This window comes from Gemmatimonadota bacterium, from assembly GCA_040388535.1.
GTDB lineage: Bacteria > Gemmatimonadota > Gemmatimonadetes > Gemmatimonadales > GWC2-71-9 > Palsa-1233.
Genome location: JAZKBR010000008.1, coordinates 1 through 24,489 on the forward strand (window position 1 = coordinate 1; position 24,489 = coordinate 24,489).

The 24,489-nt window shown below is 66.1% G+C and carries 19 protein-coding genes; 8 read left to right on the forward strand and 11 right to left on the reverse strand.

All coding sequences use genetic code 11. The features are described from left to right. The first annotated feature begins 156 nt into the window (after positions 1-156). The 3 genes from V4558_14885 to nadB are packed head-to-tail and all read left to right on the forward strand — an operon-like array spanning position 157 to position 3,370. Positions 157-906: an electron transfer flavoprotein subunit beta/FixA family protein gene (locus V4558_14885; GenBank protein MES2306786.1), complete on the forward strand. Its 750-nt coding sequence runs from the start codon at positions 157-159 to the stop codon at positions 904-906. Continuing rightward, a complete protein-coding gene (locus V4558_14890; protein ID MES2306787.1) occupies positions 906-1,874 on the forward strand; it encodes an electron transfer flavoprotein subunit alpha/FixB family protein in 969 nt (322 codons plus the stop codon). Before V4558_14885 ends, V4558_14890 begins: the two co-directional genes overlap by 1 nt. Positions 1,875-1,879: 5 nt before the next feature. Further along, entirely contained in the window at positions 1,880-3,370 is a 1,491-nt protein-coding gene (nadB, locus tag V4558_14895) for an L-aspartate oxidase (protein MES2306788.1), read from the forward strand. 4 nt (positions 3,371-3,374) lie between these two features. On the opposite strand, the gene V4558_14900 is transcribed toward nadB, so the two are convergent. Both V4558_14900 and V4558_14905 read right to left on the reverse strand, forming a co-directional pair. Then, a complete protein-coding gene (locus tag V4558_14900; GenBank protein MES2306789.1) occupies positions 3,375-5,966 on the reverse strand; it encodes an ABC transporter permease in 2,592 nt (863 codons plus the stop codon). A 10-nt stretch (positions 5,967-5,976) separates the two neighbouring features. Next, the gene (locus V4558_14905) at positions 5,977-6,309 is read right to left on the reverse strand and encodes a PadR family transcriptional regulator (GenBank protein MES2306790.1); all 333 of its coding nucleotides are present in this window, start codon (positions 6,307-6,309) and stop codon (positions 5,977-5,979) included. Between the two features lie 132 nt (positions 6,310-6,441). On the opposite strand from V4558_14905, the gene nadA reads away from it, so the two are divergent. The 4 genes from nadA (at position 6,442) to V4558_14925 (ending at position 11,210) form a co-directional block, all read left to right on the forward strand. Beyond that, complete coding sequence (nadA, locus tag V4558_14910; protein ID MES2306791.1) at positions 6,442-7,437, forward strand: quinolinate synthase NadA; 996 nt, start codon at positions 6,442-6,444, stop codon at positions 7,435-7,437. Next, entirely contained in the window at positions 7,438-8,292 is an 855-nt protein-coding gene (nadC, locus tag V4558_14915) for a carboxylating nicotinate-nucleotide diphosphorylase (GenBank protein ID MES2306792.1), read from the forward strand. A gap of 129 nt (positions 8,293-8,421) precedes the next feature. Further along, a complete protein-coding gene (locus tag V4558_14920) occupies positions 8,422-10,047 on the forward strand; it encodes an electron-transfer flavoprotein:ubiquinone oxidoreductase (GenBank protein MES2306793.1) in 1,626 nt (541 codons plus the stop codon). Then, positions 10,044-11,210 carry a GGDEF domain-containing protein gene (locus tag V4558_14925; protein ID MES2306794.1) on the forward strand — a complete coding sequence of 389 codons (1,167 nt, stop codon included), beginning with the start codon at positions 10,044-10,046 and terminating at the stop codon, positions 11,208-11,210. Before V4558_14920 ends, V4558_14925 begins: the two co-directional genes overlap by 4 nt. On the opposite strand, the gene asd is transcribed toward V4558_14925, so the two are convergent. The 4 genes from asd to V4558_14945 all read right to left on the reverse strand — a co-directional run bounded on the left by asd (position 11,193) and on the right by V4558_14945 (position 18,263). Next, complete coding sequence (gene asd / locus V4558_14930; protein MES2306795.1) at positions 11,193-12,242, reverse strand: aspartate-semialdehyde dehydrogenase; 1,050 nt, start codon at positions 12,240-12,242, stop codon at positions 11,193-11,195. The two genes, V4558_14925 and asd, sit on opposite strands and share 18 nt — an antisense overlap. Continuing rightward, the gene (locus tag V4558_14935) at positions 12,239-13,180 is read right to left on the reverse strand and encodes a TerC family protein (GenBank protein MES2306796.1); all 942 of its coding nucleotides are present in this window, start codon (positions 13,178-13,180) and stop codon (positions 12,239-12,241) included. The genes asd and V4558_14935 overlap by 4 nt, the downstream gene beginning before the upstream one ends. Then, on the reverse strand, positions 13,181-14,014 hold the full coding sequence (locus V4558_14940; GenBank protein MES2306797.1) for a M48 family metalloprotease: 834 nt from the start codon (positions 14,012-14,014) through the stop codon (positions 13,181-13,183). A gap of 268 nt (positions 14,015-14,282) precedes the next feature. Next, positions 14,283-18,263 (reverse strand): AAA family ATPase, encoded by a 3,981-nt coding sequence (locus tag V4558_14945; GenBank protein ID MES2306798.1) that lies wholly within the window; start codon positions 18,261-18,263, stop codon positions 14,283-14,285. Between the two features lie 287 nt (positions 18,264-18,550). Between V4558_14945 and V4558_14950 the strand changes: the two genes are divergently transcribed. Next, positions 18,551-19,525, forward strand: coding sequence for a hypothetical protein (locus V4558_14950; GenBank protein ID MES2306799.1), 975 nt, complete (start codon positions 18,551-18,553; stop codon positions 19,523-19,525). Positions 19,526-19,750: 225 nt separating this feature from the next. Here V4558_14950 and glp read toward each other — a convergent pair whose 3' ends face one another. The 5 genes from glp to gpmI are packed head-to-tail and all read right to left on the reverse strand — an operon-like array spanning position 19,751 to position 24,472. After that, positions 19,751-20,977, reverse strand: coding sequence for a gephyrin-like molybdotransferase Glp (glp, locus tag V4558_14955; GenBank protein MES2306800.1), 1,227 nt, complete (start codon positions 20,975-20,977; stop codon positions 19,751-19,753). Between the two features lie 11 nt (positions 20,978-20,988). Next, positions 20,989-21,795, reverse strand: coding sequence for a hypothetical protein (locus tag V4558_14960; GenBank protein MES2306801.1), 807 nt, complete (start codon positions 21,793-21,795; stop codon positions 20,989-20,991). A 32-nt stretch (positions 21,796-21,827) separates the two neighbouring features. Further along, a complete protein-coding gene (locus V4558_14965; GenBank protein ID MES2306802.1) occupies positions 21,828-22,199 on the reverse strand; it encodes a 6-carboxytetrahydropterin synthase in 372 nt (123 codons plus the stop codon). Between the two features lie 5 nt (positions 22,200-22,204). After that, positions 22,205-22,912: a hypothetical protein gene (locus V4558_14970; GenBank protein MES2306803.1), complete on the reverse strand. Its 708-nt coding sequence runs from the start codon at positions 22,910-22,912 to the stop codon at positions 22,205-22,207. 12 nt (positions 22,913-22,924) lie between these two features. After that, on the reverse strand, positions 22,925-24,472 hold the full coding sequence (gene gpmI, locus V4558_14975; GenBank protein MES2306804.1) for a 2,3-bisphosphoglycerate-independent phosphoglycerate mutase: 1,548 nt from the start codon (positions 24,470-24,472) through the stop codon (positions 22,925-22,927). Positions 24,473-24,489: the final 17 nt, after the last annotated feature.

Below are 24,489 nucleotides of genomic sequence, written 5' to 3' on the forward strand. Positions count from 1 at the left end.
GATGACAGATGACAGATGACAGATGACAGATGACAGATGACAGATGACAGATGACGAGTCATTGATGGTCATCCAGGGATAGCGATCGCCGATCGATCATCTGTCATCTGTCATCCGTCATCAAATGCACTGATCCACAACTTGTTTGGAGCGTCCATGAAGATCGCCGTCTGCTTACGCCGCGTCCCCGATACGACGAGCAAGATCGTCATCGGCGCCGGTGGGAAGGCCATAGATGAAGCGGGGTTGAAGTTTGTCCCGAATCCGTACGACGAATACGCGCTCGAGGCCGCGATCGCGTTGAAGGACGCCGCCGGTGCGGGGGAGACCGTCGTGGTCGCTTTCGGGCCGGACAATGTCCAGGAGACGCTGCGCACCGCCCTGGCAATGGGCATCGACCGTGCAGTGCACCTGCAGGGCGCCCCATCGGCCGACGGGCTCTCGAATGCCCGCGTCCTGGCTGATCATCTGAAGGATGGCAGCTACGACCTCGTCCTCTTCGGCAAGCTCGCCGTGGATGACTATGGTCAGCAGACCGGCGCGATGGTCGCCGAGCTCCTCGGCCTGCCGTGTGCCACTGCCATCACTGCGCTGGAGGTGGCCGATGGTCGTGCCACCGTTGCTCGCGAAGTCGAGGGCGGAGTCGAGCACGCGGGCTGCTCGCTTCCCGCGGTCTTCACCTGCGACAAGGGACTCAACACACCGCGCCTGCCGTCGCTCAAGGGAATCATGGCGGCCAAGAAGAAGCCGCTGGACATCGTCCCGGTGACGGCGCCTGCGGGCAAGGTGGAGATCGTCTCTCTCGCACTGCCGGCCGAACGCGCGGCAGGACGCATTGTTGGTGAGGGTGCGGCCGCGGTGCCTGCCCTGATCCAGTTGCTCACGACCGAAGCGAAGGTGCTCTGATGACGGCGATTCTTGCGATTCTCGAGCAGCGGAACGGCGCCCTCCGGAAGGGAAGCGTCGAACTCCTCGCGGCCGCGCGCCGCCTCGCCGATCAGGCCGGGACCACCGTCGATGCGCTGGTGTGCGGTGCGGGTGATGTCGCCGGCCTCGATGCGCTCGGTGCCGCAGGCGCCGACCGCGTGCTGGTTGCGACCGCGGCGGATTTCTCGGTGTACTGCCCCGACGGCATCGTGGCCACGGTGGCCGCCGTTGCGCCGCAGTATCGCGCGGTGCTCGTCTCGGCGACAGCGACCGGGAAAGACCTCGCGCCCCGCCTCGCCGCGCGACTCGGTGGCTGCTGCGGGATGGATGTCACGGCGGTGGATATCGACGGCGCCAACATTCGTGCGGTCCGACCCGTCTACGCCGGCAAGGCAATCCAGACCGTGATGTTGAGCGGGACCGTGGTGCTCGCGGTGCGGCCTGGTGCATACGCCGGCGTCAGCGCAGCGAAGGCCGGAACTCGTGAGCCCGCCAACGTACCGACCTATTTCAAGCGGCTCACCGTGACCGGTATCCGTGCGCCCGAGAAGGCCAGCATCGATGTCGCCGAGGCACGGGTGATCATCGCCGGTGGCCGCGGGCTTGGCGATCCGAAGCATTTCGCGTTGCTCGAGGAACTCGCCGAGGCGTTTGGTGGCGAGGCGGCCGTCGGTGCGTCGCGTGCCGTCGTGGATGCCGGGTGGATCGAGCACGGGGCGCAGGTTGGCCAGACCGGCAAGACCGTCGCACCCGAGCTCTATATCGCGGTCGGCGTCTCCGGCGCGATTCAGCATCTCGCCGGGATGCGCACGAGCAAGGTCATCGTCGCCGTAAACCGCGACAAGGACGCACCGATCTTCAAGGTGGCCGACTACGGAATCGTGGGCGACCTCTTCGAGGTGATGCCGGCGCTCACGGCAGCAGTGCGAGCGGCGAAGGCGCACTAGCGCCGATGCAACGCCCACTGGTCGTTGGCACCGGTGTGGCCGGACTCTGGTCGGCGTGGCGCCTCGCGTCCGAGGGCCACCACGTCCTGCTGGTCAGCAAGGAAACCCTCGCCGACTCCAACACGGCGTGGGCACAGGGGGGGATCGCCGTGGCAATGGATGCCGGCGATTCCCCCGCGTTGCATGCCGCCGATACCATCGCCGCGTCTGATGGCCTGGCCGATCCAGAGGCCGTCGACGTCCTCACGACCGAAGGCCCCGCGCGCGTACGCGAGTTGCTCGAGCTCGGGGCCGAATTCGATCGTGGCCCCGATGGCACCCTCCGCTTCGGTCTCGAGGCGGCACACTCGCGTGCCCGCATCATTCACGCGGAGGGCGACCGCACCGGCGCCGCACTGGTATCCGCACTGAGCCGCGTGGTGCGACGCGATCCGCGCATCGAATTGCGCGAGCGCACCCGGGTCCGCCGCCTGGTGCTGCGCGATGGCAGGGTGGTCGGCGCGATTCTCGTCGGCGAGGATGGCGAGGGGACGGCGGTCACTGCGCCCGCCGTGATCCTCGCGACCGGCGGCGTCGGACAGCTCTTCGAAGTCACCACCAATCCGCCGGTGGCGACGGGTGATGGCTGGTCGCTCGCCCACGCGGTTGGCGCCCGGTTGCAGCACATCGAATTCCTGCAGTTCCATCCCACCGCGCTGCACGTCGCGGGAGTGAATCCTGCGCCACTCCTGACTGAGGCGTTGCGTGGCGCGGGGGCGTGGCTGGTCGATGGCGCTGGGCGCCGCTTCGCCTTCGATGCCGATCCGCGAGGCGAGCTTGCGCCGCGTGACATCGTGGCCCGCGCGGTCGCGGGACGAGCGCTGCGTGGCGATGCGTTCCTCGATGCTCGCCACGTCGATGACGTCGAGGCGCGCTTTCCGGGGGTCGCGGCGCTGGTGGCGCAACACCACCTTTCCCTCGCGCACGATCTGCTGCCGATTGCCCCCGCAATGCACTATGCCATGGGTGGCATTCAGACCGATCTCGATGGCCAGAGTTCGGTGCCAGGGCTGTGGGCCGCAGGCGAATGCGCCCAGACCGGGGTGCACGGCGCCAATCGGCTCGCGTCCAATTCACTGCTCGAAGGTCTGGTCTTTGCCGATCGTGCCGGGCGACAGGTGGGAGAAAGCATCACCGCGTCACCTCACGCACCGGTTGGTTTCTCTCCCGCGCCGGACGATCACGACACCGGAGCCGACCGCGGACCCGACGCCCAGGCGCTGCTGGTGAAGATGCGCTCGGTGATGACGCACGACGTCGGATTGCTGCGTACTGAACCCGGGCTGGCCGAGGCCGAACTCGCGCTCGCCGCATTGCTGGCCGCCGTGCCCGAAGGCGCCTGGCACACGGCCGACATGATCCGCCTCGCGGCGCTCATCGCCCGGACCGCTCGTGGTCGGCGCGAATCGCGCGGCGGACATCGACGGACCGATTTTCCGAAACCGCGCCCCGAATAGCGACTTACTCGCGCAAGACTTCGACCGGATTGGTCCGGGTGGCCCGATGCGCCGGCGCCCAGGATGCCAGGATCGCGATCAGGAGGAGGATCGTCGCCACACCGGCAAACGAGAGTGGATCGAAGGTCGGTATCCCGAACACCAGCCCGCGCATCAGCCGGGTGAGCACGAAGGCGGCCGGCAAGCCGATACCCACACCGAGCAGCGCGTAGCGCAGTCCTTCACGAACCACCAGGCGGCGAATGGAATCGATGCTGCCCCCTAACGCGAGCCGGATGCCGATCTCCTTCCGGCGCTGGCGCACGCCGTACGCCACGACGCCATAGATCCCGACCCCGCTCAGCAGCAGTCCCAGCGTCGCAAAGACGCCCATCAGCGCCAGGACCATCCGCGGTCGCTGCAGGGACGCCGCGTACACATCGTCCATCGTGCGAATGTCGGAGATGGGAATGTCCCGGTTGATCTCGGCGATTCGCTGACGAATTGCCGGCGCAACGACGACCGGACTCACCGACGTGCGGACGATCAGCGCAGAGGCCCCGACCGGGCGCTGCCACATCGTGGCGTAGACCTCGGGAGTCGGCTGGACGTTCAGCGAGTCGTGGCGCACGTTGCCCACGACAGCGACGATGGTCGCAATCTGATCGCGGGTTGCGTTGCCGGCGGCGACCCGCTTCCCGATCGGACTCTCACCCGGGAAGAGTCGCTCGGCGAACGCCGCATTCACCGCAATGACGCGCGGGGCGTTGGCGCCGTCGGCATCGCTGAAGGGCCGTCCGGCGATCAGGGGAATCCCGGCCACCCGGAAATATTCTGGCGACACTGATTGCCAGCCTGCGCGGGGAAGCGGGCTTCCGGCAGGCAGGTCGCGTCCTTCCACGCGAATATCGGCCATCCAGTTCCGGCCGCTCATCGGAAGGTGCAACACGGTGGCCGCCGCGGTCACGCCCGGCACGTTGGCGACCTGCTGCAGGATGGTGCGCCACAGCGTCGCACGGCCGCTGTCGGGCAGGTTGGGTGGCAACAGTTGCATGGTCAGCAGATGTTCGGAGCGGAGCCCGCGATCCACTTGCCGCAGCGACAACATCGTGCGGATCATCAGCGCGGCGCCGATGGTCAGCACAAGTGCTAGAGCGATTTCACACGCCACGAGCACTCCGCGCGCCTGCCGCCCGCCATGGGCGATGGAGCGGCCCTTCCGGAGCGAACTGCCGAGCGCATGAGACCGGGTCTGCCGGACGGCAGCCACGGTGCAGACGACACCCACGGCCGCGACGAGGAGGGCGACGGTACCCAGGACCCAGCCGTCGATAGCGATCTCCGATTGACGCGGCAGGGAAGGCGGCAGGATCAGCCGCAGCAGCGACAGCCCGGCGCTGGCGAGCGCGAGTCCTGCGAGCCCGCCTGCGGCACTCAGCAGCAGCGCCTCCATCATCAGCAGGCCGGCCACCTGCCGAGTCGTCGCGCCGAGCGAGGCCCGGACGGCCATCTCCTGATTGCGCTCGAGGGTGCGGACGATCAGCAGATTGGCGACGTTGATCACAGCGAGCAGGAGCAATGAGCCGACGGCGCCGAGGAGGACGACAAGGGTGAGCCGGGCATCACCCACGAGGCTCTCCTGGAGTGATGACACCGCCGCGTCACGTGCCCAGGTGTTGTTGCGCTTGAAGTCCTGTTGCATCTGCCTGGCGAGGCCCCCAAGCTCGGCGCTCGCGCTCGCCGGGGTGACGCCATCGCGCAATCGTCCGAGGCCCAGCGTCGTTGAGTACTCCCACGACATCGCGTTCGGGTCCATGGTCATTGGCACCCAGAGATCGGTCCCGCTGTCGATCAAACCGAAACTGCCAGGCATGATCGCAACGACGCTGTACCGGGTGCCGTCGAGTTGAATTCCGCGTCCGATGATCGCCGGATCGCCACCAAATGCTTCGCGCCACAGCCGCTCGGTGAGCACGGCACGCTGCTCAGCGCCGACTGCCTCAGCATCGAGGCCGAAGGTCCTCCCCAGAAGCGGCGGCACGCCAAGCATCGGGAAGAAATTGCCTGACACCTTCGCGGCGTTGAGCAGACGCGGCGTCTCGATGCCGGTGAGCGGCATCAGCCAGCCGGGGGAGAAGCTGGCGACTTCCCGATAACTCTGTGACCGCACCCGAAGCGCTTCAACTTCACGATTGGCAAGCGTGTGACCAGGCCAGATCGCGACCAATCGCCCGGGATCGGCGTAGGGAAGGGGTCGGAGCAGCAGCGCATTGAAGACGGCGAGCACGGTCGCACTCGCCCCGAGGCCCAGCGCGAGACTCAGGACGGCGGTGAAGGTGAACGAGGGCCGCCGACGCAACGAACGCGCGGCGAATCGAAGGTTCTTCCATCCCTGCTCGAGCATCGGGATCGCGGCGCTGCTCCGGGCGTCCTCCTTGAGCAACGCGAAGTTCCCGAAGCCCCGTCGCGCGGCTGCATCGGCATCGTCGGGCGACATGCCACGCGCCCGGTTCCGATCCGCTTCTCGCGCCAGATGACCCTGGAGTTCTTCCTCCAGCTCCTGGTCGAAACGGCGGGGCCGCAAGAGGGCACGCAGGCGATACAAGAGGCGTGACATCGTAGCGTCCTCAGTCCGAGTGAAGGATATGTTCGAGGGCGGTGCTGAAGCGTTCCCACGCGGCCCGTTCTACCGCGAGCTGCCGATGACCGGCGCGGGTAAGCTGGTAGAAGCGTGCTCGTCGGTTGTTTTCCGAAGGGCCCCACTCCGCGGTGACCCAGCCTTGGCTCTCCAGTCGCCGGAGCGCCGGATACACGGAGCCGTAGTTCACATCCAGGGCCCCGCGAGAGGTCGCCTGAATCGCCTGGGTGACGTCCCAGCCGTTGGCGGGACCGGCCCGCAGCAATCTCAGGATGATCAGGTCGAGCGTCCCTTGCAACAGATCAGTCTTCGGGGTTGGCATCGCCACTCCAGGCTCTGGCGTTCCCTGTAATATCCAATAGGAAGAATGTACGCGGGCTCAATAGCTTTTGTGTCAGCCCGGGGCGATCGTAGCCCCCCGGACCCCGAAGGCGACCTTTCAGGAGAGAACATCGTGAGGCTCCAGCTGCCCGTCGTCGATCCACCGCTGGTCGACGCCGACGAGATTGCCACTTTGCAGACCGAGATTCGTACCCTGGCCGCGGTGCATCGCGCCGTGATTCTGGCGCACAACTATCAGCGCCCCGAAGTGCAGGATGTCGCCGACTTCGTGGGAGACTCGCTCGGGCTGTCGCGCAAGGCCGCTGCGGCCGAGGGCGACGTCATTGTCTTCTGCGGCGTGCATTTCATGGCCGAGACGGCAAAGATCCTTGCGCCGACGAAACGGGTGCTCCTCCCCAATCTCGCGGCAGGCTGTTCGCTCGCTGACACCATCACCGCAGACGAGGTGCGCGGCTGGCGCAAGCAGTTCCCCGACTATATCGCGGTGGGGTACGTCAATACCACGGCCGAGGTGAAGGCCGAACTCGACTACTGCTGCACCAGCGGCAACGTGCTCGACGTGATCGACGCGATCCCCGAGGATCGGGGCATCCTTTTCCTTCCCGACATGTTCCTCGGCGCGCACGTCCGCCGGATGCGGCCGAACCGCCGGGTCGAGGTCTGGATGGGGGAGTGCCACGTACACGCGGGGATCGACGTCGACACCCTGCAAGCCACGCGCGCGGCGCATCCTGGAGCGGAAGTGCTGGTGCACCCCGAATGCGGCTGCGCGTCACGACTGCTCTACCGAATGGCCGATGGCGACCTGGCGAGCGACGGCATTCACATCGCATCGACGGAAGGGATGATCAACCTGACCCGGAAACTCGAAGCCGATACCTTCATCGTCGCGACCGAGACCGGCATCATTCACCGGATGCAGCAGGCCGCGCCCACCAAGCGTTTCGTCGCCGCCGACGAGCGGGCGGTCTGCGCTTACATGAAGACGATCACGCTTCGTGACGTGCGAGATGCGTTGTTGCTGGGGCAGTTCGAGATCGAGGTGCCCGAGGCGATCCGCGAGCGGGCCCGCGGCGCGATCGATCGCATGGTCGAACTGGGCGCCTGAATGCTCACTCCAGACCTGATTGCGGCCGACGCGTTACGCGTGGCGCGCGTGGCCCTTGCCGAAGATGGCGATCGTGACATTACCTCCGAGGTGACCGTCGCGGCGGAGCAGACCGGACACGCCGAAATCGAAGCAAGAGAGAGCTGCATCCTTGCCGGTCGCGTCTATGCCGATGCCGTCGCCGCGATGTGTGGCCTTCCCGCCCCCGGCTGGCTCTTCACCGACGGCGCCGACGTGGCGGCCGGGCGCGTGATCGGGACAATCGACGGCGGTCTCCGGGGTATCCTGCGGGCCGAGCGATCGGTGCTCAACCTGCTGCAGCGTGCAACCGGCATCGCCACGATGACGCGCCGGTACGTCGAGGCGGTGGCCGGCACCGGTTGCCGGGTACTGCACACCCGCAAGACGACGCCCGGTCTGCGCATCTTCGAGGTCCACGCCGTGCTGCTGGGCGGCGGCGCACTCCACCGGCTCGATCTCGCCAGCACCCTGATGGTGAAGGACAACCACTGGCAGTCACTCGCGCGCAATGGCTGCCGCCTCGCCGATGCCCTGGCCGAAGCGAGGAGTCGGGGTGTCGTGTCGCTCCAGGTCGAAGTGGAATCCCTCGCGCAGCTCGACGAGGCCTGCGCCGCCGGTGCGACCCGCCTCCTCATCGATAACCAGACCCCCGCGACGGTCGCGGAGTGGGCCGATCGCGCGCGCGCCCACGCGCCCGGCATCGAAATCGAAGCGACCGGCGGCATCACGCTCACCACCATCCGGAGCTTCGCCGAGGCTGGGGCGAATTTCGTGAGCACGGGGGCGTTGACGCATTCGGTGAGGAGCATCGACCTTGGCGTGGAAGTGCGATGATGGATGATTGATGACGGATGACGGATGATGGGTGATGGGGGATTGAGAATCCTCCGCAAGCAAAGGTTCCGCCTTTATCCCAGCGTTCCTCGCCTATATTTGAGGTCAACCTATCCCGGAGACCCGTTCGTGGGCCTCGTCCTTCCCGTCCGCCATCAGCCGCCCCTCCCGACCACCCTGATCCGTGCCGACCAGCCCAGCGCCGAGGCGATCGAGCTGGACGTGCTCATCGTGGGCGCCGGACCGGCCGGGCTGGCCTGCGCCATCCAACTCGCGCGGACCGCCCCGGATCTCGCGATCGGGGTGCTTGAGAAGGCCGGGGCCCTGGGCGAGCACTCCCTTTCCGGCGCGGTGATCAACCCGGTGGCCTTGCGCGCGCTCTTCCCGGGAATGAAGGACGAGGAGTTCCCCTTCCGTCAGTCGGTGAGCGGTGAGGCGGTCTACTTCCTCACCGAATCGAAGTCGATCCGGATTCCGACGCCGCCGACGATGAAGAACCACGGCAACTACGTGGCGTCGCTCTCGGAAGTGGTCCGCTGGATGGGCGAGCAGGCCGAGGCCCTTGGCGTGAACCTCTTCCCGGGCTTCCCGGCAGAGTGCCTGCTGGTCGACGGCGACAAGGTGATTGGCGTGCGCACGGTGCCGGGTGGCCTCGATCGCGATTCGCAGCCGACCGATGTTTTCCAGGAACCGACCGACCTAACCGCGAAGGTGGTGGTGCTTGCCGAAGGAACCCGCGGGCCGCTTGCCGAAGCGTGGCGTGCGTGGCAGGGTGTCACCAGCGAGAATCCGCAGATCTTCGCACTGGGCGTGAAAGAAGTCTGGGAGGTCACCAAGCCGCTCGATCGCGTGATTCACACGATGGGATGGCCGCTGCCGACTGATGCCTTCGGTGGCTCGTGGTGCTACCCGATGGGACCGAACCAGGTCTCGATCGGCCTCGTCGTCGGTCTCGACTATCACAACGCATCGCTCGATGTGCACGAGTCGCTGCAGCGGATGAAGCTGCACCCGCTCTTCCGAGAAATCCTCACCGGCGGAACGATGCTCGAGTGGGGCGCCAAGACGATTCCCGAGGGCGGCTTCTACGCCATCCCGAATCGGCTCAGCGGCAACGGGCTCGTGACCATTGGTGATACTGCCGGATTCGTCGACGTCCCGTCGCTCAAGGGCGTACACTACGCGATGGAATCGGGGATGCTTGCGGCGGCCGCGATTGCCGGTGCCTTGCAGGCGCATGGCGAGGCGACCGCCGCGATGCTCGCGAGCTATGATCAGGCGGTGCGGCAGTCACGGATTGTGAGTGATATGCACAAGACGCGGAACATGCGCCTGGCGTTCAAGGACGGTTTCGTGACAGGCGGCATCAAGGCCGGCCTGATGAGCCTGACCGGTGGTGCGTTTCCCGGTGGTCGGATCACCATGGCGCGCGACGCCGACACCCCGCGCGAAATTCACGCGGCAACACCATTCGTGCCCGACAACGTCCTCACCTTCAGCAAGGTGGACGCGGTGTTCAAGTCGGGCAATGCAACGCGCGATGATCTGCCGTCGCACCTTGTGGTGGGTCGCGATATTCCTGGCGACGTGGCCGACTTCTATGCCCACCTCTGTCCTGCCGGGGTGTACGAACGGATCGGCGATGAGCTGCGCGTGAACCCGCCCAATTGCGTCGACTGCAAGGCGACCGATGTGCTCGGCCCCCGCTGGACTCCTCGCGAGGGCGGCAGCGGGCCCAAGTACCGGTTGATGTGAGTCCGCCGACCGCGCGGGACTCCCGGGCAGCTCGACTCTGGCGCTGGCTGATCGCCGCGCCCGACGAAGCGCTGGCCGATGCCTCGCGCGACGGCGAACTGGTGGTGGCCCGGGTTCGGACCTGGCTCACCCTGCTGATCACGCTGAGTCCGCTGATTTCGCTGATCCTCGAGCCCACGCAATCGCAGCACTACGTCGGGCTCGCGGTGGCGCTGACCGCGGTGCTGATGGCGATCCTGCTCGAGCGCGCGCTGCAGACCGGCGGCTACAAGAGCGAAATCTCCTTCCTTTCCGCAGTACTCGATGTGTCGCTGGTGTCGTTCGGCCTCTTCGCCTTCTGGCTGATCGAAATGCCCCTCGTGACGACCAATTCCCGCGTCGTCTTCGAGGTGTATTTCATCGCGATCGGCGCCTCGGCACTACGCTACGACACCCGGGTCACCGTCGTGGCCGGTGTCGCGGCGGTCATCGAATACGGGCTCCTCTCGGAGCTCACCTGGTACCTGCACACGCCTGAGGAGATGCGCCGCGGTGTCGAGGAGTATGGCGTCTTCTCGGCGTCGACGCAGGTCTCGCGACTGATCATGCTGGTGGCCATGACGGCGGTGGCGCTGTCGATCGTCGGTCGCTCGCAACGGCTCCGCCGCCAGAGTACCAGCGATCGTCTCACTGGCCTCTTCAACCGACCCTACGCCGAAGACTTCCTCGAAAACGAAGTGCTGCAGACTGCGCGCACCAAGACCACGATGGTGGTCGCGATGCTCGATGTCGATCACTTCAAGAACTTCAACGACACCTTCGGCCACGCGGCGGGCGATGCAGCGCTCAAGGAACTTGCGCGCGTGCTGAAGGCCGCACTTCGGCGTACGGACGTGGTAGCGCGGTATGGCGGCGAGGAGATCCTGCTGGTGATGCCAGGGACGGACATTGTACGCGGCATGGAGAAGCTCGACGAGGTCCGGGTGCAGATCGGCCTGACCGACATTGCACTGCCGCGAGGCGGCACGTCGCGTATCACGGTGTCGATTGGTGTCGCCGGCTTCGGCGTCGATGGTCGTGACGTCGATACCCTGCTCGATATCGCCGACCGCCGACTCTACCAGGCGAAGGACGCCGGGCGCAATCGCGTCGTCGGCCCCGACGCGCTACCCCAGCAGGCCTGAGCTCACCGCGAGTTCGGCATTCTGCACCGCGGCGCCTGCCGCACCTCGCACCAGATTGTGTCCCAGCGCCACCAGTCGCAGATGATGCAGCGGGCACGGCCGCACCCGACCCACCGTCACCGTCATCCCGTTGCCGCGATTGAGGTCGAGTCGCGACTGCGGCCGATCCGCTCGGCGATCCACCTCGATCGGCAGCGCCGGTGAACTGGGCAGGGCCGCCACGGTCGCATCGCCGCGGAAGCCCTCGAGTACGGCGATCGCCTCTTCAATGCTCGGCTCACGCTCGAAGCCGAGCGATGCGCTCACCATATGACCATCAACGACCGGCACGCGATGCACCATCGCGCTGACGTTGATCGCGGCGTGATGAATCTCCTCGTTGTGCAGCCGTCCGAGGATCTTGGCGGTCTCAGCCTCGATCTTCTCTTCCTCGCCACCGATGTAGGGAATCACATTGCCGAGCAGGTCGAGTGATGGAACTCCTGGGTAGCCGGCGCCGCTGGCCGCCTGTAGCGTTGCCACGGCAGCAACCCGGAGCAGGAAGGCGTGGTGCAGCGGCGCGATAGCCGTCACCAGTGCCGCCGTTGAGCAGTTGGGATTCACGATAATGGCGCCGGTCCAGCCTCGTTCGCGACGCTGCCGCGGAATGAGCCCCAGATGCGCCGCATTCACTTCCGGAATGAGGAGCGGCACATCGGGCTCCATCCGGAACGCGGAGGCGTTGCTGACCACCACGGCGCCTGCGCGCGCGAAGGCGGGCTCGACCTCGCGGGCGATCGCGGCATCGAGCGCCGAAAAAGCGATCTTGGCGCCGTGACCGGGCTCGCAGGCCGTGAGCCTGATGTTTGCCACCGACTCGGGCAGCGGCGTCGACTCGCGCCAGCGGACCTCATCGCCGAAGCGCTTGCCGACGCGTTCGGCCGAGGCGGCGAGCTGGACGATCTCGAACCAGGGGTGCTCGGCGAGGAGGGTGATAAACTTCTGGCCGACGGTGCCGGTGGCACCGAGAATGGCGACAGGAATCTTGGTCATTCGGGAAGGTAACTGGCCGTGCCGCTCTGCCGCATCGAGAGCCAGATGGCGCCGCTGAGCACGCCCACGATGACCCCGAGCGAAATCAGGATCGGGATATGTACCCACGCCGAAATCACCATCTTGACGCCCACGAAGACCAGGATGACGGCAACGCCCGGCTTCAGGTAGACGAAGGTTTCCATCGCGTGGGCGAGCAGGAAGAAGAGGGCGCGGAGGCCGAGGATCGCGAAGATGTTCGACGAGTAGACGATGAACGGATCGCGGGTGATCGCGAAGATGGCCGGAATCGAGTCAATGGCGAAGACAAGATCGGCCCATTCCACCACCAGCAGGACGAGCAGGAGCGGCGTGGCAAGCCAGCCGTTTCGGGTGCGCGCGATGAATTTGTCATCGCGATACGCCTTCGAGACCGGCAGGAACTTGCGGACAATCCGGACCACCGGATTGCGCTCGAGGTCCATCGTGTCTTCGGCCTTCGCGAGGTACATCCGGATCCCGGTAAAGACCAGGATGCCGCCAAAGAGATAGATGATCCAGCTGAAGCGCTGCAGCAGCAGGGCGCCGAGGCCGATCATGATGGCCCGCATGACGATTGCGCCGAGGATGCCCCACTTGAGCACCTTGGGCTGGAGCTTCGCGGGCACATCGAAATACTGGAAGACGAGGATGAAAACAAAGAGGTTGTCGACCGAAAGCGACAGCTCGATCACGTAACCGGTGAGGAATTCGAGGCCGTGGCGCGAGCCTTCACTCCACCAGAGAAAGCCGCAGAAGAGCAGGGCGAGGAGCACGAGGGAGCCGCTCCAGCGCGCGGCCTCCCCCGGGGTGAGCACGTGCGACTTGCGATTCAGGACGCCGAGATCGAGCACCAGCAGGACGAGAATGACTCCGCTGAAGCCGAGCCAGACTGTGGGCGAGTGCACGCTGCCGAGCACTTACCGTCCTCCGTCCATCGCGAGCAGGGCGCGGACGCGCTCTTCGGTCGGCGGATGGGTCGAGAAGAGCTTGGAGATCCCACCGACGCCGGCGAGCGGGTTGACCTGGGCGAGCGGCGCCAGTGAGGGCGACACATCCATCGGGATCTGCTGCGCGATGGCGTCGAGCCGGGTGAGCGCCTGCGCCAGCGGCTTCGCCCGGCCGGCGATCTCGGCGCCAACGCGGTCGGCCTCGAACTCGCGCTGGCGCGAGATCGCGAGTTGCATGATCGTCGCGAGAATGGGTGAGAGCACCAGCAGGATCATCCCGCCCCAGCCGCCGCCTTCCTCGTCGTCCCGCCCGCGTCCGAACATCAGCAGGTAGGGCACTACCGACAGCATCGCGGCGATCCCTGCTGCGACGGTGCCGATGAGCATGTCACTGTTCTTGATGTGCGCGAGTTCGTGCGCAAGCACGCCCTCGAGTTCGTCGGGCGGCAGCAGGCGCAGGGCGCCCTCAGTGACGGCAACAATGGCGTGGTGCGCGTTGCGTCCGGTCGCGAAGGCATTCGGCTGCTGATTGGGAACAATCGCGAGGCGCGGCATCGGCAGGCCGGCGCGCGTGCGCAGCCGATCGACCATCGCGAAGAGATCGGGTGCCTCTACCGCGGTCACCAGCTTCGCCCCGTATCCCTTGAGCACCATCTTGTCGGAGAACCAGTACGAGCTGAAGGTCATGATCAGGCCGAGGCCGCCGCCGATGACGAGCCCGCCGGCACCACCGAGCAGTTGCCCGACGACGAGGCAGAGGGAGAGCAGTCCGGCGAGCAGGACGAAGGTCTTGATGTTGTTCACGATGCGATTCCTCCAAAAACAGCGAAGGCGAGACTTCGTCGCCCCCGGCAGTCCGGGTTGCAACGAAGGTCTCGCCTGAAAAACCCACCCGGGTTCCTCGATGGCACCGTGCACGCGAGAGGCGTACAGTGTTGACGATGCCGCCGGCCGCTTGGTGCGGCTTGGCTACTCCCCTTCTTACCGGATAAAGCTAATCGGGTGATGGGTGATGGGTGATGGGGAAGGGGGAAGGGGGAAGGGGGAAGGGGGAGCGGGGAGGAGGGGAGTGCTAGCGCGGTTTGGGGTTCGGCGGGAGCTTGGACCAGTCAATGTCGCCCGGGACGCCGGACCAGACTTTCAGGGGGCCGACGAGCAGCTGCGAGCCCACGGTCTGGCCTTCGATGGAGACTGCGACCGAATCACGTGGCGCAACGGCGGTCTCGCTCCGACCCACCGGAATGCCATTGATCGCCATGCCGCAGGTTCCATCGGGGAAGATCTGGACCCGCACGTCATACCAGTCGCCGGATCGCAACGTGTTGCCAACCACCACGACACCCGCGGGTGAAATCGCCTGGGTGCGCGCTTCCCACCCCTCACCGCTCGGGTAGGCGAAGGTGCAACTGCCTTTGCCCGTCAGCCCGCCGCGAGAAGCCCCCGTTACCGCCGAGAGGCCGACACGAATCACCTGCCACTTGGATTGGGTGATCGGGGTGGTCAGTCGGACATCGAGCGCCACTCCGGGCCGCGGATCAAATCGTCGCGACGAAGCGCCCGAGCTAGAGTAGACCCCATCACCGTTGACGAGAAATGCCGCGGGACGACCCGGGGCGCTCGGAACCGTGACGGGTGTTGGGTCGCCATATAAATGCCATCGGGCCGCCCAGTCACCCGACCATTCCTCGGTATAGACCACTGTCGGCGCGAGCTCGACGATGATCAGGTGCACCTCCCCCGCCCGCCAGCCCCCAGCGGATCCGTGGATGGTCACCGCCCCGGTGCGCAGAGGATGGACCATCCCGTTTGAATCCACTTGCGCCACAGTGGTGTCTTCCGATCGCCACGACACGACTGCGGGCGGAATCGCCACCGCGGCTCCCGCCTGGTCTTCACCGCGGAGTTCGAGCTGATAATTCGAGCCGACATTGACCGTATCGCCCTGATGGCGGACACGCACCTGAGCGAGCCAATGCGTGCGCCACGGCCCCTGCCAATAGGTGGCCATTTCTCCAGTCGAGTTGGTGGGCAAGGCGATCTCGGTGGTCTTCGCGACTCCGGTGATGGAGCTGATCGCGACTCGAGAGGGGCCGGGATTTGTGCCATTCGTCAAGGGCCACGCGAGCCAACTCCCGTCGGGCGAGAGCGTGGCATTGCACTGTCCCTGTGGCAGTGGATGATCGATGATTCCGGAGTCGAGATTGAGCGCCGGGAGTTGGCACCGAGTCCCCGACCCCGCGGCCACGACAACCGTCGCCGCATCCAGCCAGCCGAGCACGGCACCGATGGCGCGGTCACTCACGCTCCGGCACACCCCGCGTCGCCCGTCGACGCCGATCCAGCAGACCGAGTCTCCGGCGGCCAGGGCGGAGCGTTTGACGTAGGCGATGCGAGAGCCGTCAGGCGACCAGCTCGGGGTGACCTCATCGGCTGCGTCGGCAGTGAGGCGGCGGACGTGATTGCTCGTGAGGTCGACGATGCTCAAGTCGAAGTTGGCGCTGGGGCCGGTGGTCCAGCGATTCGACTGGAAGACCACGAAGCGTCCGTCTGGCGACCAGGCAGAGAGTGCGTCGTCTCCGGGCGCTGAGGCGATCACGCGTTCCGTCGCTCCGGACTGCAACACCAGCTCGGTCGGGCCGTTTGAGTCTGACCGCGTGCGCGCGAAGATCCATCGCTCGCCTGAGGGGTCTCCGATCGGGCCGTTACTGAGTGACTCGGCCGGGGTGCTCCCCCACGGCGCGAGTTCCTTGTCCGAGCGCGACGAAATCGTGAAGCCGGCGGGCGTGCCCCAGCCGTCGTGACGCAGGGCGAGGCGGTGATCGACCGGCCGACCCGAGGCTGCCACGCCATAGACGCCCAGTGTTGCGTCGGGTATCGGGGTGCGCTCGAACACGGTGAATGCGGCGAGCGCCACCGCCGCGCCGGCGACCGCCCAGATCGGCGCGAGCCGTCGTGCCGACCATGGGCGTCGGCGCAGATCGCCGGGGAGATTGCGAGTGAGCGCCCGGATCGCGGACGACGGCACTTCGGGGGGGAAGACTTCCGTCAAGAGGCGGGGCGCTGAATCAGTAGCTCTGCCTGCGCGACGATATCGCAGCCACCGCAATGCGACTTCGTGTTGCAACGCGTGGTCACCCGATTCGATCGCGTGCTTGGCGACCTGGAGGAGCAGCGCCGGCTGGTCGCCGCGTTGCAGCACAAGGCGCCCGGCATCGCGATGTGCCGCGCGGAGGGCCGCGTGATCGGCCGTGTTCTCGATAGCCTCACCGATCGCGTCGTGGGCGATCTTCCAGCCGCAGGCACTTGAGGAGAGGAAGCCCAGCCGTTCGAGTTCCGGCAACATGGCGTGCGACGCATCAGGGTCGATGGTGGCGTGTTCGCTCTCGGTGACTTCCGATTCCAGCAGCCAGACCATCAGCAGGAGATGACGTTGCCGCGGCGTGAGCGTCGATGCGCGTTCGCGAAGCAGTTGGCCCGGACGCAGCAGCGTGAGAAAGTCATTGAGATGCTCGAAGTGCCACCGCTGATCACGCAGACTGATGAGGGCGCGATCGAGGCCGAGACGGATGGCTTCGAGCACGAGCAGCGGCACGCCTTCGGCGGCGACACAGAGCGCCGAGGCGACGGTGATGGTAACCTCGGATTCGTCGATCCTTCCGATGCTCTGCAACAGCGTACCGACCTCGGCGTCGGTCCAACGCAACAGTTCGATGCGCTCATGGCCGAGGCCGGTGCTGATTTCGCTGGCGCCGGGTCGCGATGCGGTCACCACCAGGATGGGGCGTTCGCCGAGTCGTTCGATCGCCGCTTCGATCACGCGCCGCGAGAGGTCGTCCCACCAGTGGGCGTCGTCGAAGATGAGGCAGACGGGGCCGTTGTGGCTGGCGTTGTCGAGCAGATCGTGGATCGCCTCTCCCGCGATCGGGTCACTTGCCCGGGCGGGGCTCGAGGTCGGCGCGGCAGCAGCGGGGAAGCGTGCGGACACGGTCGGCTGCAGGTCGATGAGTATGCGCGCCGACTCGGGCGTGATGCCACCAGTCCCCGACAGTTCAGCGAGGGAGCTGATGGCGGCAGCGAGCATCGCGCCCGGAACGAAGTGCTGCCGGGGGTACGCCCCAACCACGGCGACGCGTCCGCGCTCGCTCTTGAGTCGGACCGCAAAGTCGTCGAGCACCCGTGACTTGCCGAGCCCTGCGCCGCCGACGAGATGGATGTGCGCGCCACCGTGGCGGGCAACCCCCTTCCACTGCTCGTACATCGCGGCCATCACTGCTCCGCGTCCCACCAGGTCCGCCTCGAGCAGCACGCCGCCACTCGCATCGTGTGAGCTGCGTCGGATCTGCTCGAGTGAAGCCACCAGCTGCAGCGTGCGTGGCTGCGGCTGCCACCCCTCGGCGGCGAAGCGGCGACGCAGTTCGGCGATGCTCGCGGCGAGGTGGATGCTGCTGCCGGCCAGTTGTTCCGCTTGTAGCCGGAGACGCCAGCCGCGTTCATCGAGGGGGTAATCGTCGAGTACGCGCCTTGCGAGCGCGCTTGCCTCCGCGGCGTGCCCCGCCGCGAGGGCCCGCTCTCCGGCCACGTCGACGGTGTTGGTAAAGAGATCGTGGAGCCGATCCTGCTCCTGATCGCGCCACTGTTCGAACTGCGAGGTGCCGCGCGAGACGAACTGGGTGACGTAGGCGCCTTGGTAGAGGGCCAACGCGGGCTCGAGTTGCCCCTGTTCCAGCGCGCAGAGAAAGCTGTCGCGATCGGTATGGAGTTCCTGAGTCAGGCGGAGGTCGGTGCCATCGTTGGCCAGGGCCGCATCGCCAAGTACCTCACGGAGGCGGTAGACCACCTGACGGAGTGATGCGCGGCCCTGTTCGAGCGCGGAATCGCCCCAGAAGAGATCGACGAGCCGCTCGCGTGAACAGCGGCGGCCAGGCGCGGCGGCGAGGTACGCCAGCAGGGCGAGCGGCTTGGCGACGTCGCGGGGGAGGAGGTCACGCCCCTCGTGGTCGAGCAGGGCGAGGCGGCCAAGGGTGATCAGTTGAAAGGGCGGTACCGCGGGCATGGCACTCCAGGGGAGGGCGCCAGGGGCGATCTGTTGTGAGAGAGAAGGTGTAGCGGGGTTCGGCAGGCGGCAAGGAGGGGGCGTGAATTGGGCGTTATATGGGTTGAATCCGGTGGCTGGGCGCGGGCTGCGGGTTTCTGCGAAGCCGAGCGAGTGCACTCTGGGAGGCATCGCCTATTGACGTGGATGACGGGTGGATCACGGAGACATGGCAGCCTTAGGGATCAGCACGGCACCGCCCTGCTCCCCGAAACCGGACCGAAATCGCGATGTCACGACGCCTATCGATGCTGCTGCTGTCCTCAACGTGCTTCGTCCTTCCGATGGCCAGTCAGGAGCAAGCACTCTCGAATCAGTCAGTCATTGATATGGTCGTCGGGAAACTTCCCAAGGACTTGATCCTCCAGAAAATGAAGTCGAGTCCGGCCGCTTACGACGTGAGTCCCACGGGTTTGGTGAAGTTGAATGAGGCAAAGGTGCCGAAGGAGATCATCAAGTTGATGCTGTCAGCGCCGCGTGGGGGGGAGGCCGTACCGCCAGCGGCGACCGTCGTTGCGCCGCGAGCCTCGGCCCCCGAGGAGGAGCCGGCACCGCAAGCGCCCCCTGCCAGGGAACCGCGGCCCATGGCCAAGGGTGGGCCGGCGGAGAACACTGCGGCGACTGCTTCGCCAACCTCATCGCTGCGTGCCCGGAAGCCGAAGCCACTTCTGACACGCCTGCCTGGCGAGCCGGGTATTCACCTCCATGGTGATGACAACGACGACTTGATGCTGGAGCCGAACGGCTACGACGGCAGCAAGACCAGTAACATGCTCGGTTCTGCGCTGACTGGGGGGCTCTCCAAGGCGAAGATGAAGGCCGTCATCGGGGGTTCAGAGGCGGCCCTCCGCACGACCGATGCGGACGTCGAGTTCTACTTCGTCTTCGAAAAATCCACAGCCTCGCTCGGGGGCTCAAACAACTCCTGGTATGCGGCCCTGACCAGCCCCAACCAATTCAAGCTGCTGAGACTCGACAAGAAGACGAGCAACCGGGAAGTCACCACAGCATCCGTTGGGGCGTTCAGCGCTCAGTCCGGAACCGATGAAAAGGCTGTCGTGCGCTTCACATTCGTGCGGCTCAGAGCAGGTGTCTATCGCGTCATCCCGAAGGAACCACTCCTTCCTGGCGAGTACGCCTTCTTCCCGGCAGCCATGGGCGGGCAGGGGACGGCGGGAGCTGGAATGTCCCAGATCTTTGATTTTGGGGTAGATCAACATTGACGATTATCGCAAAGGTGGAGTCCGTGCCCAATCGGCAAGGACTCGGCCTTTGTCTGTTGCTCGCGGCATGCTCGACCGGTGATCGGGGGCACTTCAACCGCCCCCTAATGTCACCAGCATAGCCGTCATGCTTATTTCGACCTTGCTGGAGGTGGGTCAGAACACCATCGCGGGTGGGACGGTATTCGATGCGACGGGCGCCGCTGCTCCCCGGATGAAGCGCGGTTAGAAGCGGATTGCAACTAGGTCAGCGACCGCATTCGGGCCTGATTCTACCACCACCAACCCCTCCGCTCGCGCCATACTCGTCAGCATCCCCGAGCCCTGCGGCCCGGTCAGCTTTGCGTGCGGCATCCCGCCATCCTCCGACCAGGTGAAGGTCACTCGCAGGTAGAGATCCAGCGCCGGATCCGGTTGTACCACGTCATCCAGCACCACCCGAATCATCCTGCGATACACCTCGGAGTGCCCCATCATCTTCCGGATCGCCGGCCGGCCGAACAACTCGAACGTCACCATCGCGCTCACCGGATTGCCGGGGAGTGCCAGCCAGCCGCGGCCATCGGGGAGCACGCCGAACGCGGTCGGCCCACCCGGGCGAATCCGCACCCGCTGTACGATCGGCCTGACGCCCAGCGCCTGCATGACCTCGCGGACGTAGTCGTGATCGCCGACACTCACACCACCAGCAGTAATGATGAAGTCGACGTCCTGCGCCGCTTCGATCCGCGCGCGCAATGCCGCCGGATCGTCGGCGACCAGCCCCAGCGGCACCGCGATGCCACCAGCCGCCTCGATCAGCGCACGCAACGCCGGGCCGTTCACATCGCCGAGTCGTTCGCCACTGAGGATCTCCTCGCGACGATCGAGCGAGACCAGCTCATCGCCTCCCGCAAGCACGCCGACGCGTGGCTTCCGATAGACCACCGGATGCGCCACGCCGAGCGCCGCGAGCAACCCGAGCTGATGCGGACCAATGACCGTGCCAGCGGTGAGTGCCACGGCGCCGAGCGCGAGATCGCCGCCAGCGGGGCGGACATTCGTGCCGGCGTCGCGATGGTCGAGGATCACCACCTCGTCGATGCCGCGATCGCTGTCCTCCTGTCGGATGACGCTATCCGCTCCAGGCGGCACCGGCGCGCCGGTGAAGATGCGCATCGCCTCGCCCTGCTGCAGTGGACGCATCACCGCGTCTCCTGCAGCAATCACTTCGACTACCCGTAAAGATTTCGGTGTGGCCGCGCTCGCGCCGCGCACGTCGGTCGCCCGGACGGCATAGCCGTCCATCGCGGCGTTGGTCCAGGGTGGCAGGGGGATCGGCGCGCGGATGTCTTCGGCGAGAACGTGCCCGATGCTGTCAGCCAGCGGCACGCGGAGCGACGGCTGTACGGCCAGTACCGCGATGATGGCATCCGCCGCCTCGCGCACCGAATGCCGCCGGGGAGGGGTCACCTCCGCCTCGATCAGTAGCGCCGTCCTCGGCGCTTCTCGAGCACGACATCGAAGCCGAGCGTGATGGTGGGGAGAGCGAAGTACTTCGCCTTGGCGTTGGCCGGCATGTTCTCCTTCTCGGTCGGGCCAGTCACGGTCAGGAGACTCACCCAGGTATTCCGCGCCTCGAGTCGCACCTGATACCCGGAGCGCGGTGCCGTCGCGATGCCAATCCCGATGGCGCCCGTGGGGCGGACTTCGTGAGCCTTGTTGCCGAGATAGATCGGCAGGGCACCCTCATTGACCGTGCCGAACGACGCCACCAGTTCGACCGTGCTGCGCGGCACCAGCGAAAGCCCGCCGAGCGCGCGGAGATAGGGCTGGAAGAGCGATCGCGACAACGGTCGCAACACGATACCGCCCATCAGGGCCACGCCCGACGCCGACCGGTCCTTGCCGTTGATGGAAAAGCAGGCAAGCTCGTTGACGAAGTCGTTGGTCGGATTGATCCGCGAGCAGCGATCGTGCGTCCCGATGCCGAGATAGGTGGCCTCGCCCGTGAGTCCGAAGTGCGGCGTCGAGAAGTAGGTCATCTGGCCCGACAGCGTGATGTTCGATCGCAGCGAACGATGGAGATCGAAGAGATCATTCGTCGCGGCGGCTGCGGTCACCGGTTGCTGCACCGACCAGAGATCCTTCGCGCCGATCCACCCGCCCGCGACGCCGATGACCAGTCGCGACTCGTCGTGCGTCCGCTGAGCCGTCAGCGGCGCGACGAATCCGGTGAACAATGCGGCAAGCGGGACAAGGACGCGGATGGTGCGGGAACGACGGGGCATCGGAGCCTCCGGCCAACGGAGCGAGTGGGGAATCAGGTCGGGCCGGTGCACTCGGCCCAGAGCGTATTGTCTTCCGCCACGCGAACTCGCTCGAGGCGGGAGGTAGCAGGGAGACGGCCGGCGATCTCCCGCCAACACCACGCGGCGATCGCTTCACACGTTGGCCAGCGCGCACCGGAGGCGAACTCCGCAATGGCGTCGTTAAGATGGCGACCCCCAAGAGGAGTAGTGATCGCCATCGTAAGGATCTCGTCAAGAGTCGCGAGGTCGATCACCGACTGGGTGACCGGATCGAGGGTCCCCGTGACGGTAACCGCGACCTGATACAGGTGCCCGTGCGCGGTACTTCCCGGGTACTGATGCCTGGCGTAGAACGACACCACCCGGGTCAGCGCGCAGTGCATGGCGGTCAGAACGAATAGCCGAAGCCGAACTGCAGCGCCGGCACGGGGACGTAGCTGCTGCGCTTGCCAGTCGCGTTGACCGCGTTGATGACATCGCCCGTGCCTGGTTGCTTCGAGGGTTCATCAGAGTAGCTGACGGGATACTTGAGGCTCCAGAAGTACGCCTTGGCTTCCACCTTGACGAAGGTGCGCTCGCTGAGGATGAGGCGGGTCCCGATGTTCGGCGCAAAGAAGAGCTTGGTGCCGAAGGTGTATCCCGACGTGTCGGCCGCCGGTGTCTTCTGCCCTTTCACGACGCCGATCCCTACCCCGGCGTACGGTGCAATGCCGCGCCACGACTTGCCACCGGTCAGATTGAACTGCAGCGAGATCTCGCCGCCGAGCAGGTGATGATCGATCGCCGGCTTGACGCGCGTCGCGACCGAGTCGTCGGCATCGACAATGTTGCGTACGGTGCTGGCGTACCAGGCTCCAAAGGCGACCTGGACCGTGTTCTTCGCCCGGAAATCCACGCGGGCGCCCATGACGGTGCCATCGCGCGGGCCGACGGGAATCGAGCCGCCACTGCCGAACATCCGTCCGGCAAAGAGCTCGAGATAACGACCGTGGCGAACATCACGGAACGGCGAGAGCGACGGATCGTAACCGACCTGCGCCGCAGCAGGCACGGCCGCCAGGAGAGTCAGCACGACGGGAAGCAGGAACCGACGCATCACAGACACCTGTCAGAGCAGCAGGGAACGCCCAGTCATCTCGGCCGGCTGCTCGAGGCCAAGAAGGGCAAGAATGGTCGGAGCGACATCGCACAGCGCACCACCGGTGCGCAGGGCGTTGACACCGTCGCCCACAGTCAGGAACGGGACCGGATTCGTGGTGTGCGCCGTATGGGGGCCACCAGTGACCGGGTCGATCATCATCTCGGCATTGCCGTGGTCGGCGGTGATCAGCATCCGCGCCCCGGCCCGTTCTGCGACCGGGAGAATCCGGCTCAGGGCGAAATCAACGGTTTCCACCGCACGAATCACCGCCGGAATGACGCCGGTGTGTCCCACCATGTCGGCGTTGGCGAAATTTACCAGATAGAAGTCGTGGTGATGCTGCGCGATTGCCCGGGTCAGCACATCGGTAATTCCAGCCGCGCTCATCTCGGGGGCAAGGTCGTAGGTCGCCACCTTCTGCGACGGCACCAGTTCGCGCTCCTCCCCCGGCCACGGCGGTTCGTGCCCACCATTGAAGAAGTACGTGACGTGCGGGTACTTCTCGGTCTCGGCCGTGCGAAACTGCGTCTTTCCCACGACGCTGAGAACCTCGGCCAGGATTCGCGCCATCGAGAAAGGCGGGAATGCCTGGGGAATCGGGAAGGTCTGGTCGTACTGGGTCATCGTGGCGGCCGGTAGCGGGGCCACGGTACCCACGTCAAAGCCATCGAAGCCGGGGACGCAGAGCGCCGCCACAATTTGGCGCATCCGATCGGAGCGGTAATTGCAGAAGAAGATCGCATCGCCCGGCCGGATCGAGGCGACCGGTTCCGTGCCGGCCATCAGGACGAGTGGCTTGATGAATTCGTCGGTCTCGCCGCGCGAGTAGGCGTCGCGAATCCCGGCGACCGCATCGGTAATCGGCGCGCCTTTGCCATGGAGCATGGCATCGGTGGCGAGCCGGATGCGCTCCCACCGCTTGTCGCGATCCATCGCGAAGTACCGGCCGGTAAGGGTCGCGAGCACCGTCCGACCACCACCGACCCGGGCGATCTCCTGCTGCAGGCGCGCCACGACATCAGCGGCCGAAGTCGGTGCCGAGTCGCGGCCGTCGAGGAAACCGTGGATCGCGACGCGAGTGACACCGAGCCCGATGAAGGCAGCGATGGTCGCCACCAGATGGCTGTCGATGGCGTGGACGCCGCCGTTGCCCAGCAGCCCGGCGAGGTGCAGGGTGCCCCCGGTGCGCTTGACCTGCTCAGCGAGCCCGGTAATGGCATCGAGGCCGGCAAACGCGCCGCTGGTGACGGACTGATTGATGCGCACGAGGTCCTGAGGCACCACCCGACCGGCGCCGAGATTGAGATGCCCCACCTCGGAGTTCCCCATCTGGCCTTCCGGGAGTCCGACGCGAAGGCCGCTCGCCTCCAGCAGGGTACGCGGCGCCCCCGCGACCAGCTTGTCCCAGGTGGGGGTGTTTGCCATCGCGATCGCATTCCCTTCGCGCTCTTCGCGCCAGCCCCAGCCGTCGAGCACGGCGAGGATGACCGGGGAGGATGATCGGGATGAGGCCACGCATACTCCGGAGAAGG

Coding starts and splice junctions, on each gene's coding strand:
- nadB (MES2306788.1), top strand. CDS start 1,880: ATGCAACGCCCACTGGTCGTTGGCACCGGTGTGGCCGGACTCTGGTCG.
- V4558_14900 (MES2306789.1), bottom strand. CDS start 5,966: ATGTCACGCCTCTTGTATCGCCTGCGTGCCCTCTTGCGGCCCCGCCGT.
- V4558_14890 (MES2306787.1), top strand. CDS start 906: ATGACGGCGATTCTTGCGATTCTCGAGCAGCGGAACGGCGCCCTCCGG.
- V4558_14950 (MES2306799.1), top strand. CDS start 18,551: ATGCTGCTGCTGTCCTCAACGTGCTTCGTCCTTCCGATGGCCAGTCAG.
- V4558_14960 (MES2306801.1), bottom strand. CDS start 21,795: ATGCCCCGTCGTTCCCGCACCATCCGCGTCCTTGTCCCGCTTGCCGCA.
- V4558_14945 (MES2306798.1), bottom strand. CDS start 18,263: ATGCCCGCGGTACCGCCCTTTCAACTGATCACCCTTGGCCGCCTCGCC.
- V4558_14905 (MES2306790.1), bottom strand. CDS start 6,309: ATGCCAACCCCGAAGACTGATCTGTTGCAAGGGACGCTCGACCTGATC.
- V4558_14885 (MES2306786.1), top strand. CDS start 157: ATGAAGATCGCCGTCTGCTTACGCCGCGTCCCCGATACGACGAGCAAG.
- V4558_14965 (MES2306802.1), bottom strand. CDS start 22,199: ATGCACTGCGCGCTGACCCGGGTGGTGTCGTTCTACGCCAGGCATCAG.
- V4558_14970 (MES2306803.1), bottom strand. CDS start 22,912: ATGCGTCGGTTCCTGCTTCCCGTCGTGCTGACTCTCCTGGCGGCCGTG.
- nadC (MES2306792.1), top strand. CDS start 7,438: ATGCTCACTCCAGACCTGATTGCGGCCGACGCGTTACGCGTGGCGCGC.
- asd (MES2306795.1), bottom strand. CDS start 12,242: ATGACCAAGATTCCTGTCGCCATTCTCGGTGCCACCGGCACCGTCGGC.